This window comes from Edwardsiella ictaluri ATCC 33202 (assembly GCF_000264785.1).
Classification (GTDB): domain Bacteria; phylum Pseudomonadota; class Gammaproteobacteria; order Enterobacterales; family Enterobacteriaceae; genus Edwardsiella; species Edwardsiella ictaluri.
The window spans coordinates 1-14,023 of record NZ_AFJI01000065.1 but is presented as its reverse complement, the minus strand read 5'-3'; the positions used below and the strand labels follow the sequence as shown (position 1 = coordinate 14,023).

At 59.3% G+C, this 14,023-nt stretch carries 12 protein-coding genes and 1 pseudogene; 4 read left to right on the top strand and 9 right to left on the bottom strand.

What is annotated here, in order from left to right; all coding sequences use genetic code 11:
- Positions 1–42: 42 nt before the first annotated feature.
- The 3 genes from deoB to deoC all read right to left on the bottom strand — a co-directional run bounded on the left by deoB (position 43) and on the right by deoC (position 3,577).
- Complete coding sequence (gene deoB, locus EIEH_RS10035) at positions 43–1,266, bottom strand: phosphopentomutase (RefSeq protein ID WP_015869993.1); 1,224 nt, start codon at positions 1,264–1,266, stop codon at positions 43–45.
- Between the two features lie 100 nt (positions 1,267–1,366).
- Positions 1,367–2,689 carry a thymidine phosphorylase gene (gene deoA, locus EIEH_RS10030; protein WP_015869992.1) on the bottom strand — a complete coding sequence of 441 codons (1,323 nt, stop codon included), beginning with the start codon at positions 2,687–2,689 and terminating at the stop codon, positions 1,367–1,369.
- Positions 2,690–2,797: 108 nt separating this feature from the next.
- Positions 2,798–3,577: a deoxyribose-phosphate aldolase gene (gene deoC / locus EIEH_RS10025; RefSeq protein WP_015869991.1), complete on the bottom strand. Its 780-nt coding sequence runs from the start codon at positions 3,575–3,577 to the stop codon at positions 2,798–2,800.
- A gap of 305 nt (positions 3,578–3,882) precedes the next feature.
- Between deoC and EIEH_RS10020 the strand changes: the two genes are divergently transcribed.
- From EIEH_RS10020 to EIEH_RS10010, 3 genes and pseudogenes are all read left to right on the top strand, one after another.
- Positions 3,883–4,068 carry a hypothetical protein gene (locus EIEH_RS10020; protein ID WP_015869990.1) on the top strand — a complete coding sequence of 62 codons (186 nt, stop codon included), beginning with the start codon at positions 3,883–3,885 and terminating at the stop codon, positions 4,066–4,068.
- Positions 4,061–5,576: pseudogene (locus EIEH_RS10015) on the top strand (YjjI family glycine radical enzyme). The gene EIEH_RS10020 and the pseudogene EIEH_RS10015 overlap by 8 nt, the downstream one beginning before the upstream one ends.
- Positions 5,548–6,411 (top strand): YjjW family glycine radical enzyme activase, encoded by an 864-nt coding sequence (locus EIEH_RS10010; RefSeq protein WP_015869987.1) that lies wholly within the window; start codon positions 5,548–5,550, stop codon positions 6,409–6,411. The pseudogene EIEH_RS10015 and the gene EIEH_RS10010 overlap by 29 nt, the downstream one beginning before the upstream one ends.
- A 56-nt stretch (positions 6,412–6,467) precedes the next feature.
- Here EIEH_RS10010 and EIEH_RS10005 read toward each other — a convergent pair whose 3' ends face one another.
- The 6 genes from EIEH_RS10005 to EIEH_RS09980 form a co-directional block, all read right to left on the bottom strand.
- Positions 6,468–7,733, bottom strand: coding sequence for a NupC/NupG family nucleoside CNT transporter (locus EIEH_RS10005; protein ID WP_172468375.1), 1,266 nt, complete (start codon positions 7,731–7,733; stop codon positions 6,468–6,470).
- Between the two features lie 260 nt (positions 7,734–7,993).
- Entirely contained in the window at positions 7,994–8,782 is a 789-nt protein-coding gene (locus EIEH_RS10000) for a TatD family hydrolase (RefSeq protein ID WP_370447963.1), read from the bottom strand.
- Positions 8,782–9,786: a patatin-like phospholipase family protein gene (locus EIEH_RS09995; RefSeq protein WP_015869984.1), complete on the bottom strand. Its 1,005-nt coding sequence runs from the start codon at positions 9,784–9,786 to the stop codon at positions 8,782–8,784. The genes EIEH_RS10000 and EIEH_RS09995 overlap by 1 nt, the downstream gene beginning before the upstream one ends.
- 224 nt (positions 9,787–10,010) lie before the next feature.
- On the bottom strand, positions 10,011–11,600 hold the full coding sequence (gene prfC, locus EIEH_RS09990; RefSeq protein WP_015869983.1) for a peptide chain release factor 3: 1,590 nt from the start codon (positions 11,598–11,600) through the stop codon (positions 10,011–10,013).
- Between the two features lie 195 nt (positions 11,601–11,795).
- A complete protein-coding gene (gene rimI / locus EIEH_RS09985; protein ID WP_015869982.1) occupies positions 11,796–12,242 on the bottom strand; it encodes a ribosomal protein S18-alanine N-acetyltransferase in 447 nt (148 codons plus the stop codon).
- The gene (locus tag EIEH_RS09980; protein WP_015869981.1) at positions 12,202–12,612 is read right to left on the bottom strand and encodes a DNA polymerase III subunit psi; all 411 of its coding nucleotides are present in this window, start codon (positions 12,610–12,612) and stop codon (positions 12,202–12,204) included. Before EIEH_RS09980 ends, rimI begins: the two co-directional genes overlap by 41 nt.
- Positions 12,613–12,807: 195 nt before the next feature.
- Here EIEH_RS09980 and rsmC point away from each other — a divergent pair, with 195 nt between their 5' ends.
- The gene (rsmC, locus tag EIEH_RS09975) at positions 12,808–13,848 is read left to right on the top strand and encodes a 16S rRNA (guanine(1207)-N(2))-methyltransferase RsmC (RefSeq protein WP_015869980.1); all 1,041 of its coding nucleotides are present in this window, start codon (positions 12,808–12,810) and stop codon (positions 13,846–13,848) included.
- The last annotated feature ends 175 nt before the right edge of the window (positions 13,849–14,023 follow it).

Genomic DNA, 14,023 nt, shown 5'->3' with positions numbered 1-14,023 from the left:
CAATAGACAAGAAAGCGCCATCCTCATGGATGGCGCTGACAATCAGAACATCGGCTTACCGTAAGCCATCGGTGACAGCCCAAAATAACGGGCGACGGTCTGGCCAATATCGGCGAAAGTATCGCGCTCACCCAGGGAGCCCGGCTTCACTTTCGGCCCATAGACCAGCACCGGAATATGTTCGCGGGTATGATCGCTGCCATGCCAGGTCGGATCGCAGCCGTGATCCGCGGTGAGGATCAGGATATCATCCTCTTTAACCAGCGCCAGCATCTCCGGCAAACGGCGGTCGAACAGCTCCAGCGCGGCGGCATAGCCGGCCACATCGCGGCGGTGGCCATACGAGGAGTCAAAATCGACGAAGTTAGTAAAGACAATGGTGTCATTCCCCGCCTGACGCATCTCCTGCAGCGTGGCGTCAAACAGCGCATCGATACCGGTCGCCTTCACTTTTTTGGTGATGCCAACGTTGGCATAAATATCGGCAATTTTCCCGATGGACACCACGTCACCCTGCTTTTCATCCACCAGCTTCTTCAGCATGGTCGGTGCCGGCGGCTCTACCGCGAGATCATGGCGGTTACCGGTACGCTGGAAGTGACCGGCTTTGTCGCCGACGAACGGCCGGGCGATAACGCGTCCGATGTTATAGCCGCCCTTGTTCAGTTCATCGCGCGCAATCTCGCACAATTCATACAGTCTTTCCAGCCCGAATGTCTCTTCGTGGCAGGCGATCTGGAATACCGAGTCTGCGGAGGTATAAAAAATCGGCTTGCCGCTCTTCATATGCTCTTCGCCCAGCTGATCGAGGATCACTGTGCCGGACGAGTGGCAGTTGCCCAGGTAGCCCGGCAGGTTGGCGCGCTCGACCAGCGTATCCAACAGTGCCTGCGGGAAGCTGTTCTGATGCTCGTGGAAATACCCCCAGTCAAACAGCACCGGGACGCCGGCGATTTCCCAGTGGCCTGACGGCGTATCTTTACCAGAGGAGAGTTCGTTGGCATAACCATAGGCGCCGATAACCTCAGCGTTTTCATCCAAGCCTTCCGGGAAACGGCCGGTCGACTCCAATGCAGCTTTACCCAGCCCCAGACGGCTCAGGTTCGGCAGATGCAGCGGCCCTTGGCGCCCGATGTCAGCTTCCCCGCGTGCACAGGCACGGGCAATATGACCCAGGGTATCGGCGCCTTCGTCGCCAAAGCTTTTTGCATCCTTGGCCTCACCGATGCCAAAGGAATCCAGTACCATGATAAATGCACGTTTCATCTTACTCTCCCGCGCTTGCGCGCCAAGCGCCCGAACGGCGTCATGGGGACGGCGCGAACGGGCCAAAATCATCAGACTCGGTTTGGTATTGGCGTAACCCTTACTGAGTGATACGGCGATACACCACCGGCGTCGGCTCAGGTACACACCCACCCAGCGTCACCGCGGCACGCACCGCCTCGGCGGCCTGCTGCCAGCTCGCTTCATCACGGGCATGAACCACAGCCAGCGGGCGTTGTCCATCGACCGAATCACCCAGACGAACCATATCGGTTAGCCCTACGCTGTAATCAATGCTATCGCTGGCCTGACGGCGACCACCGCCCAACCCGACAACGGACATCCCCAGCGCCCGGGTGTCCATTGCTGTGATAATACCAGCTTGTTCGGCAAATACCGGTTTACACAGCACTGCCTGTGGCAAATAGTGGTCATAGCGCTCAACGAAGTCTCGCGGACCGCCCTGCGCCGCCACCATCCGGCCAAAGATCTCTGCAGCTCTACCGTTGTCGAGCACCGCCTGCAGTTTACTGCGGGCCTCCGTCTGATCTGCGGCCAGTTTACCGGAAATCAGCATCTCGACGCACAGCGCCATGGTCACCTCGAACAGACGTGGATTGCGCGCCTTGCCCGTCAGGAACTGTACTGCCTCGCGCACTTCCAGTGCATTACCGGCGCTGGAGGCCAGTACCTGATTCATGTCGGTCAGCAGCGCCGTGGTTCGACAGCCTGCGCCGTTGGCTACACCAACGATCGCCTGCGCCAGCGCCTCAGACAGCTCGAACGTCGGCATAAAGGCGCCAGAGCCAACCTTCACATCCATCACCAGCGCATCCAGCCCTTCGGCCAGCTTCTTGGCCAGAATGGAGGCGGTGATCAGAGGAATAGAGTCTACCGTCGCAGTGATATCGCGCGTCGCGTAAAAACGCTTATCCGCCGGCGCCAGCGAGCTGGTCTGTCCGATAATGGCGACGCCGATATCGGCAATAATGCTGCGAAAACGGCTGTCATCCGGGAAAATATCGAATCCAGGGATCGATTCTAACTTATCCAGCGTGCCACCGGTATGCCCGAGGCCGCGACCGGAAATCATCGGCACATAGCCACCGCAGGCGGCGACCATCGGCCCCAGCATCAGAGAGGTAACGTCTCCCACGCCGCCGGTCGAATGTTTATCAACAATCGGCCCGTTCAGATTCAGGGAGTTCCAGTCCAGCACAGTACCGGAGTCCCGCATCGCCATGGTCAGCGCCACGCGCTCCGGCATGGACATGTCGTGGAAAAAGATCGTCATCGCCAGCGCGGCGATCTGCCCCTCGGAGATCGTGTTATCCCGGATCCCATTGATGAAAAAGCGAATCTCTTCTTCGCTCAGCGCACGGCCGTCGCGCTTTTTGCGGATAATTTCTTGAGCCAGAAACAAGGTAACCCCCTGTTAAACTGATTGTTAGGCCAAGATCGTCGGCGCGATCCGTTAGAGGTAAATGCCTTTGGCGTCAGCCAGACCGCCTGCAGGCGGCCTGTGCCTATATCAGTAGCTGCTGCCGGTGCCCTTGGCGTCATAGCCTAAAGTCTGCAGCAGGCTAGCCAACAGGCTGGAGGCGCCAAAGCGGAAGTGACGGCTGTCGGCCCATCCTTCCCCCAGCAGACGATCGGCCAGCGCCAGATACTGCGCTGCATCCTCCGCCGTACGCACACCACCGGCCGGCTTGAAGCCCACGCGCTTCGCCACCCCCATATCGCGGATCACGCTCATCATGAGTTCAGCGCTCTCCAGCGTGGCGTTAACCGGCACCTTACCGGTCGAGGTCTTAATAAAGTCTGCCCCGGCCTTAATTGAAATTTCAGACGCCTTACGGATCAGCGCAGCGTCTTTCAACTCACCGGTTTCAATAATCACTTTCAGCAATACATTGGCGGCGGCGCAGGCCTCTTTACAGGCTTTCACCAGATCGAAGCCCACCTGCTCGTTACCCGCCATCAGGGCACGGTACGGGAAGACCACATCCACCTCATCCGCTCCGTAGGCGATCGCCGCCCGGGTTTCCACCAGCGCGATCTCGATATCATCGTTGCCGTGCGGGAAGTTGGTCACCGTCGCAATGCGTACATCCGGCGTACCCTGTTCACGCAGGGTTTTACGGGCGATGGGGATAAAACGGGGATAGATGCACACCGCAGCGGTATCACCCGCCGGGCTTTTGGCCTGATGACACAGAGCGATCACTTTCTCATCGGTATCGTTGTCATTCAGGGTAGTCAGATCCATCAGGCGCAGTGCGCGCTGAGCGGCGATTTGTAACTCGGTCATAATACTCTCCAACTGGCTGAACACGGCCCATGCCGGTTCAATCAAAAAAACGGGACGGAGGTTTTAACGGCCTGCGCCGTAAAGCGATCCCACACGTTGGCGAGCGGACTTGGTTCCCTGAAGAGACAGCCGGCCACACCGGTATGTCACTGAGGTCCATCTCACCGCACAAAGCCCTTTTGGTGTGATGATTTGAACACAAAACCTCCGTCATATTTGTGTTCAACGTCACATTGAATAAAAATCAGAATGTAACACTTGGTGTTTATTGGTGATTTATATCACATATAAATCATGGCTAAATCATGACTATTAACGAAACCGACGCTAACGCGCAAATGCACGCAAGCCACGGCATTACACTGACCTATCCCCCGCTGGCTGCCGGTAACCCCGCAGGCACGACACCGGGATCTCATGCCGTTACAGGACACAGCCCTACGCTCATCCTGATCATCACTCTCATCGCCATGGACACCGATCATGCCTGAAATCTCTGCTAATGCTCTACCCCAACGATGTATGGCTATCGCCTGCGATCCCCATCTCTCCGCCCTGCAAAAACGCCACTTTCTCGCGCTGGAAGCAGAGAACGATCTGCCCTATCCAACTCTACCGGAAGCCGCTCGCCGGGCGCTGGACGAGGGCGTCATCTGCGATATGTTTGAAGGTCATGCGCCCTATAAGCCCCGCTATGTACTACCGGACTACACCCGCTTCTTGGCCAACGGCTCTGAGTGGCTGGAACTTGGGCCGGCACAGGATTTTGACGATGCACTCTCCATGTTGACCATTCTGTATCACCATGTCCCATCCGTCACATCTATGCCGGTGTTTTTGGGGTATTTAGACCAACTATTGCTTCCGTATGTTGGAATTTTAACAGAAGAAGAATTATATATCCGCATAAAACGCTTTTGGCGTTATCTGGATCGCACTTTTCCCGATGCCTTTATGCACGCAAACCTGGGGCCGTCAGATAACATCCTAACACGTCTGTTTTTACGCGCGGACGTTGAGCTGGCTCAGGTCGTCCCCAACCTGACCTTCCTCTATCACCCTGATATCACGCCTACAGAGCGCCTGCAGCAGGCCATTGAAAACATCTGCACCTGCAGTAAACCGCACATCGCCAACGCGCCGCTGCATGATAATATTTTCACAGCGGGCGGATATGGCATCGTAAGCTGCTACAACGTACTGCCGCTGGGTGGCGGCGGCAGCACCCTGGTCCGTCTGAACCTGAAAGAGGTGGCCCTGCGCAGCCAGGGGGAGGAGGACTTTTTTACCCGCACCCTGCCTGACTACTGCCGACGCCAGACCGAGATTCTCCGCGCCCGCAGCGACTTTCTGTTTACCCGTTCCCATTTCTTCAGCCAGAGCTTCCTGGTGCATGGAGGGCTGATCGACGCCCAACGTTTTGTGCCGATGTTCGGCATCTTTGCCCTAGCAGAGGCGGTCGATATTCTGTGTCAGCAGAGCGGCAGCGCCGCCCGCTACGGTCAGGATGAGACGGCCAACGCCTTAGGCTATCGGATCAGCGTCTGGCTGGATGCGTTTGTCCGCGCGACCCCGCTCCCCCATGCCTGACAGCAGCGATCGGGGCACGACGCCCGGTGCCCACCTTCCCTATGGCTGCGAGCCGGATCCGGTCGGCCATCTGATGGCCGTCGCGCCGCACCACGCCTATTATCCCGCTGGGATCAGTGACATTCTGACCCTCGATCCCACGGTGAAAAGCAACCCACAGGCCCTGATGCAACTGTGCCTCGGCGCGTTCTCCGCCGGGATGCGTGAATTCACGGCCAACGTCAGCGGCAACGATCTGGTGCGGGTAACCGGCTATATGGTGCGCCTGTCCGATCTGGCGCGCTATGGACAGGAGGGCTCGCGGCTGAACACCACCAGGCTGGCGGAAGAGGCGGCACGCAATACGGGTATGCTGGAGCGCCGGGCGCGCATGATAAGCCATGAACAACAGACGCGCTTTAGTCAGTAAGCTACTGCCCTTCTCCTGCGTGGATGGACCGGGCATCCGTCTGGTGCTGTTCCTGCAGGGCTGCAACCTGCGCTGCCGCGGCTGCCATAACCCCTATACCATTGGCCGCTGCGACGACTGTGCACAATGTGTAGCGGCCTGTCCGCATCAGGCGCTGTCGCTGCAGGCGGGAAAGATTCTCTGGGATGCACTCTCCTGCCGACAGTGCGATACCTGTCTGCAGGGCTGCCCACGTCAGGCGAACCCCATGGCACTCTCTCTCAGCGTCGACGATGTGCTGATGCAGCTACGCCGTCAGGCTGCGTTTATCAAGGGGATCACCGTCAGCGGGGGAGAGGCGACGCTGCAGCTCCCTTTCCTGCTGGCGCTGTTTCAGGCGATACGCCGCGATCCGGGGTTACAGGCGCTCGACTGTCTGGTCGACAGCAATGGTGAATTGTCAGAACCAGGCTGGACACGGCTAATACCGTGGTGCGACGGCGTGATGGTCGATCTCAAGGCCTGGGGCGACGAGCGCCACCGCTGGCTGACCGGGCGCGGCAATCGGCGCATTCTGCACAGTATTCTCTGGCTGGCACAGCGGCGACGCCTGGCGGAGCTCCGCCTGCTGGTGATCCCGCAGCACAGCGACTACCTGGCCCACATCGATGCGCTGGCCGAATTTATCCTGTTGTTGGACGATGTGCCCGTCCGCCTGAATGCCTTCCATCATCACGGCGTTTATGGCCCGGCATCAGCATGGCTAACCGCCACAAAGGCCGATATCGAACAGGTGGCTCAGGCGCTGGAGGCCCGCGGCGTCGGCGCAGTGATCCGCCCGGCGCTCTACCTATAAAAACGCGCCCAGGCCAAGGACGGCAAGGGCGCGTGACCACCTTGTACAGTGCAGGATTACAGCGCCAGGAAGAACCCGGCGATGGTGGCGCTCATCAGGTTGGAGAGGGTTCCTGCCGCGACGGCACGCAGGCCGAAGCGGGCAATCTCATGACGACGCTTCGGTGCCATACTGCCCAGCCCGCCCAGCAGGATCGCCACCGACGAAAGGTTGGCAAAGCCGCACAGCGCAAAAGAGATGATCGCCTTGGTATGGCCGGAAAGCACCTGCATACCTGCCGCGGTGACCTCAGCATCCGCCCTCAGATATTCACCGAAGTTCATATAGGCGACGAACTCGTTAACGATCAGCTTCTGCCCGATGAAAGAACCGGCGATCTGCGCCTCACTCCAGGGCACACCGATCAGGAAGGCGATCGGGGAGAATACCCAGCCCAGGATCAGCTCCATCGAGAGCTGCGGGTAGTTAAACCAACCACCAATCCCGCCCAGCATGCCATTCAGCAGCGCGATCAGGGCAATAAATGCCAGCAGCATCGCACCGACGTTCAACGCCAGCTGCAGACCAGAGGCCGCACCGGAAGCGGCGGCGTCAATCACGTTGGCCGGACGATCCTCTGCCGCCACCAGCGCGGTAGCATCTTCACGATCGTGGGTCTGTTCAGTTTCCGGCACGATCAGCTTGGCAAACAGCAGACCGCCCGGTGCTGCCATAAAGGAGGCGGCAATCAGATACTCCAGCGGTACGCCCATCTGGGCATAGCCGGCCAGCACCGAACCGGCAACGGAGGCCAGACCACCGCACATGACCGCAAACAGTTCAGACTGGGTCATAGTGGCGATATAGGGACGTACCACCAGCGGCGCTTCGGTCTGGCCAACAAAAATATTGGCCGTCGCCGACAACGACTCGGTACGGGAGGTGCCCAGCAGCTTGTGCAGAGCGCCGCCCAGCACGCGGATCACCAGCTGCATGATCCCCAGATAGTAAAGCACGGCAATCAGTGACGAAAAGAAGACGATCACCGGCAGCACGCGCAGAGCGAAGATAAACCCGCCGCCACCGAACAGCTCAAACATCTTGTCGGATACCAGCCCGCCAAACATGAACGAAATGCCCTGATTACCATAGGCGATAACGTTTGCTACACCGGCAGACATTGCGCCCAGCATATCGCGGCCAGCGGGCACATAAAGAACAAAGGCGCCAAGGCATACCTGAACGACGAAGGCGCCGGCCACAGTACGTATCCTAATGGCACGACGGTTGTTGGAAAGCAGTACGCCGAGCAGGATCAGCGTGACCATTCCCACAACACCCATTAAAAGTTGCATGGTTATTATCCCTGTTGTGTGAGTCTTAATAAGGCTTACACGCCCAATAGCGCAAGCCGTCTCCTGGTGCCAGGCAAAAAGCAGGAGGGGTCCATCGCCGGCGGGCGGATTATAACGGGGCACCCGCGATGTTTGCGCGCATTGCTCACAAATTTATACAACTTGAAGTAATTTAAATTGTTAAATAGTGATGCACATCACATCATTTAATCGTTTACGCGAGAGAAAAACCGTCGATTTGGAGCGCGTCAGGCGCGCGGGGGGAAGTGAAATAGGCGGTGCGTGTTGTCATACAGCGCCTGGGCTATCTGCGCAGGCGTTTCACTGCGCAGTGCGCACAGGGCCGCAAATACCCGCGGCAGCTGCTCCGGGCGGTTGGGCGCCCCCTGGTAACCGGACAACGGCATATCCGGCGCGTCGGTCTCCAGCAGCAGCGCCTCCAGCGGCAGCGCCGCCACCGCGGCGCGGGTCTTACCCGCCCGGGCGTAAGTAATCGTACCGCCGACGCCAATCGCATACCCCAGACGCACGAAGGCCTGCGCCTGGGCCAGACTGCCGGCAAACCCGTGCACCACGCCGGTACGCGTTAACCGCCGCTGACGCAGCGTCTTCGCCAGCAGATCGTGGCTACGGCGTGAATGCAGGATCACCGGCAGATCGTAGCGCTGGGCCAGGGTCAGTTGATCCTGCAGCAGGCTCAGCTGACGCGCCGGCTGGCAGACGTCACCGTAGTGATCCAACCCGATCTCACCCAGTGCGACCACAGCAGGATCGGCCTGAGCCAGCAGCGTATCCAGCACCGCAATATCCGTATCCCGGTGATGCTCGATGTACAGCGGATGCAATCCCAGCGCCGCATGCAGCACCGGATAGCGATGGGCCAGCGCCAGCACCTGCGCAAAACGGGTAGCATCGATGCTGGGCACAATGATATCGCCGATTCCCGCCGCCCGGGCGCGGCGCAGGCTTGCCACCTCATCGCCGCAGAAGGGGGCAAAGTCAAAATGGCAGTGGGTGTCGATCAGCCCCGCAACAATCACCGCTTCTCTCCCGCTGTTCCGTGCACCAGCGGCAGTGCAGACGGCCTCGTTGGACCATGGGCATGCGCCGGCAGGTCTCGCGGCAGCAGCCAGTGCCCAACGGCCGCCAGAAAATAGCGGGCGCAGCGCCGTCCCAGATGGTAATCCGTGTTCAGCGATGCTACCGTACTGCCCAAGGCATGACTCGCCAACGGCTTGGGAGGATAAATCTCAAAGATACGCAGACGTCCCGGCGGCTGCTCAATAAAACGCTGGGTGCGACGATAGCTCTTCTCATGGCGCTGCATCATCCGCACCATCTGCTGCAGACTGCTCTCGCTGAACAGCGACTCCATACGCTTCACCCAGCGGGGCGTATAGAACATCTGAGACGGCACGGTACGTATCACCACAATGGTATCGGCACCCAGCCGGTATGCCTCGCGCACCGGTACGGCGTCTGCGATGCCGCCGTCCTGATAGACCACGCCGTTCAGCTCCACCCCGCTGCGGTAAAAGCCAGGGATTGCGCTGCTGGCCTTGATCACCTGCAGCCAGCTATCGCGCTGCGCCGGAAAATAGGCCGCGCCAAAATCATCGCTACGGCTGGCGACCATATAAAACTGGCGCTGCTGCCCCAGCATACGCTCGGCGCGATCGAAGGCCAGCGGCATATCGTGGTGAGTACAGTCCACCAACCAATCCAGATCAATAAGGTGTCCACCACGAACAAAGCGCAGTGGGTTAAAAAACTCGCTGCGGGTGGTATAGCGGGTGATCACGCGTCGGGCATAGCCAGCCTGACCACAGACAAAAGCCGATAGATTCTGGGCACCGGCGGAGGTTCCCAAATAGAGATCGAAGGGGTTGAAGCGCGCACGCAGAAACTCATCCAGCACCCCGGCGGTAAAAATACCCCGCTGCCCGCCGCCCTCGCATACCAGCGCAATGCGACCCGGATGGTAGGGTTTATAGGCCAGGGGCTCAATATTGCCCAGCGTAATCGGTATTCTGTATCCCACGCTACAACCTCATGACAACGCGCTCAGCCGGTATATCGCCCCGCCAAACCGGGTGATCCACTTAGATTAAGCATACCTTGGATAAGGTCTCGGGATAAGTCCAGCGCAAAGGGGAAATATTATCATTCTGTCCGCTTTAACGGACAGAGCCGCACAAATAAGACGGCGGGCCTTTCGGCCCGCCGCGATCACCCCACCAATGCCCCAAAAAAGGGCAAGACCGATCAGTGTTCGCGCGTCTTACGGAAGCGTACCTCAGGATAACGCTCCTGGGTCAGGTTCAGGTTCACCATGGTCGGGGCGATATAGGCCAGGTTATCACCACCGTCCAGCGCCAGGTGCAGCTCGTTCTTACGCTGAAACTCATCGAACTTCTTGACATCGTCACATTCAACCCAGCGCGCGGTAGACACGTTAACCGACTCGTAGATCGCCTCAACGTTATATTCGCTCTTCAGGCGGGCCACTACCACGTCAAACTGCAGCACGCCGACCGCGCCGACGATCAGATCGTTATTGGCCACCGGACGGAAGACCTGTACAGCCCCCTCTTCCGACAGCTGCACCAGCCCTTTCAACAGCTGCTTCTGCTTAAGCGGATCGCGCAGACGGATGCGGCGGAACAGTTCCGGGGCAAAGTTGGGGATCCCGGTGAACTTCATCTCCTCGCCCTGGGTGAAGGTATCGCCGATCTGAATGGTACCGTGGTTATGCAGACCGATGATATCGCCCGGGTAGGCCTCCTCGACATGGGCACGATCGCCAGCCATAAAGGTCAACGCGTCGGCGATCACCACATCTTTACCGGTGCGAACCTGGCGCAGCTTCATCCCCTTGTCATAGCGGCCGGAGACTACGCGCATGAAGGCAACGCGGTCGCGGTGCTTCGGATCCATGTTGGCCTGAATCTTAAACACAAAGCCGCTGAATTTTTCTTCGTCGGCGCTGACCTTGCGCACATCGGTCATCCGCGGCATCGGTGCCGGCGCCCAGGCCACCAGACCGTCCAGCATATGATCCACGCCGAAGTTACCCAGCGCGGTCCCGAAGAAGACCGGCGTCAGCTGGCCGTTGAGGAAGGCCTCCTCTTCAAACTCGGTAGACGCCCCCTGTACCAGCTCCAGCTCCTCGCGCAGCTGAGCCGCCAGGTCCTCGCCCACCGCGGTATCCAACAGTGGGTTATCCAGCCCCTTAATCACCCGAACCTCTTGGATGGTATGGCCCTTACCGCTTTGATACAGGTAGGTTTCATCCTTATACAGATGGTAGACCCCCTTGAACAGCTTACCGCAGCCGATAGGCCAGGTGATCGGCGCACAGGCGATCCTCAGCTCGCTCTCTACCTCATCCAGCAGCTCCATCGGATCGCGGATATCACGGTCGAGTTTGTTCATAAAGGTCAGGATCGGCGTATCGCGCAGGCGGGTGACCTCCATCAGCTTGCGGGTACGATCCTCGACCCCCTTAGCCGCATCGATCACCATCAGGCAACAGTCCACCGCCGTCAGGGTCCGGTAGGTATCCTCGGAGAAATCCTCGTGCCCCGGGGTATCCAGCAGGTTGACCAGGCAGTCATGATACGGAAACTGCATCACTGAGGTGGTAATGGAGATACCGCGCTGTTTCTCCATCTCCATCCAGTCTGACTTGGCATGCTGGCTGGAGCCGCGGCCTTTTACCGTTCCGGCGACCTGGATCGCCTGTCCGAACAGCAGCACCTTTTCGGTGATGGTGGTTTTACCGGCATCCGGGTGAGAAATAATGGCAAAGGTGCGCCGTTTGGCGACTTCGCGGGCGTATTCACTTGGCGACATGATTTTCTATTCTGTATTGAGCTGCCCTGCCCGCGGACGCGCGCAAACGGCGTCCATCGGCGGGCAACACAGGCGTAAATGGGTAATCAGCGCGCCATTTTCCCTGATTTATTCAGGTTAGACAACGCGCAATTTCAGGCGCCCTGCCGCAGGCAGGAGAGATTCCATCGCGCCGCGGGCGCACAAAAAAGACGGCTACCCCAACGGCAGCGCCATGATGCGGGCATCTTCACGCCCGTCCGCGGTCGGGTAGTAGTTGCGCCGCAGCGATACCTCACTGAACCCCAGCGCATGATACAGCGCGATGGCGGCCCGGTTGGAGTCCCGCACCTCCAGCCACAGCGTCATCACGCCACGCTCGGTCAGATCGTCGATCAGGCGCTGCAACAGCGTACGCCCCAGCCCCTGACGCTGATAGGCGGGAGCGACGGCAACGTTGAACAGCGTCGCCTCATCCAGCACCACCTGCGTAATGGCAAAGGCGGCCAGCTGCCCCTGAGATTCCAGCTTCAGGTTATAGTAACGCTCGCCCTGATTGCTGAGAAAGGTGCTGTGAGTCCAAGGAAATGCGTGACTGGCGCACTCCACGGCATAGGCGGCATCAGTGTCCGCCGGGATCAGGGAAGAAATGGTGTTGCTCATGACAAATTTGCTGCCACAGGGCGCGCTTGGCACCGGGGTTATGGTAAAGCGCACTGAGCGCCGGAGAGCGGAGGCAAGCCTCAGAGGAGGCGGGCTCCCCCAGCCACCAACACAGGTAACGCTGGCGATCGCCGAGCATCTCGTACTGCTCCGGCGTCAGGATCACCGCCTGCTCCGCCGCCAGCGACAGCGCGCGTAGAATGTCGCACAGTAACAGATCATCCGGCGACAGGGGAACCTCAGACACAATAAGCAGCCGTGTCTGCGCCGACAGCGTAATGGCGATCTCGCCACGCAGTAGCGCCGGGCGACGCAGGACCCATTGGGTTATCCCCAGCTGCTGTAAAAGTTGATCGCGTCGCGAAGTCATACTGCCTCTGTCTGTTATGCGCCGCCACGGCGCCGAAATCCAGTGATATCTGTCTGCACTACTATGCTAACAAACCCATCGCAACGGCACCATCGCACCGTGCAGCGGATCGCCTGCACTACGGTGAATGGCGCGTTTCAGAACGTCGGTGAAAGCTCTATAATCACCGGTCAGCCTATTGAGGAGTTTTGTGCCATGTCCGCTTTTACCCCGGCCAGCGAAGTTGTACTTCGCCATCGCGAAGAGTTTGAGCCACGCCGCGTCCTGTTCGCCGGCGATCTGCAGGATACGCTGCCCGCGCAATTTAACGCCGTGGAAGTCCGCGCTCACACCACCCAGTACCACCACTGGCAGGCGCTGCATACCGCCATGGGCGATCGCTGCCTGTTCTCTCTGACCATCTCGGCAGAATTCGCCGCCGGCATTGATACCCTGATCTACTTCTGGCCCAAGAGTAAGCCGGAGGCGCTGTTCCAGCTGACTCAACTACTCGCGCAGTTGCCGGCCGGCTGCGACGTGTTTATCGTCGGTGAGAACCGCGCCGGCGTCCGCAGCGCCGAAGAGATGGCGTCCGGCATGCTGACGCTGAATAAGATAGACAGCGCCCGCCGCTGCGGCCTGTACCACGGTCTTCTGGCCCAGCCGCCCCACTTCGATCTGAACGACTGGTGGATGTCCTATGACACCGGCAGTCTGCGCATCGCCACGCTGCCGGGCGTATTCAGCCGCGACGGGCTGGACATTGGCAGCCACCTGCTGCTCTCCTCTCTGCCCCATGGACTGAAAGGACGGGTATTGGACGTCGGCTGCGGCGCCGGGGTGTTATCCGCCGCCATTACCCGCATGTCGCCGGAGACCACGCTCACCCTGAGCGATGTCAACGCCGCCGCCCTGACCGCCAGCCGACAAACGCTGGCGCAGAATGAGATCGACGGCGAGATACTCGCCAGCAATGTCTTCTCAGATATCAGCGGCCGCTTCGATCTGATCATCTCTAACCCGCCATTTCATGACGGCGTACAGACCAGCCTGCTGGCAGCACAGACGCTGATCCGCGGCGCAGTCAGTCATCTGCAGCTGGGCGGTGAGCTGCGCATCGTCGCCAACGCCTTCCTGCCCTATCCACAGGTGCTGGATGCCGTATTCGGTCGTCATGAGGTCGTAGCCCAGACCGGGAAATTCAAGGTGTACTCCGCCATTCTCGACCGGGCAGCACTGGAACAGAGCCGTCGATAACCGCCGGGGCCGGCGTTCGCCGGCCTCCCTTTCAGCGCAAACCGGTCAAATTACACCTTGCACGCCCAAATTTGCACCGATCGCAGAAAATTCGGGAAATAAGTGTTGACGCCGCGACGAAAATCTCTAGAATTCGCCTCCGTGGTTACGTTACTCCAGCAGTAACGCAACGGTA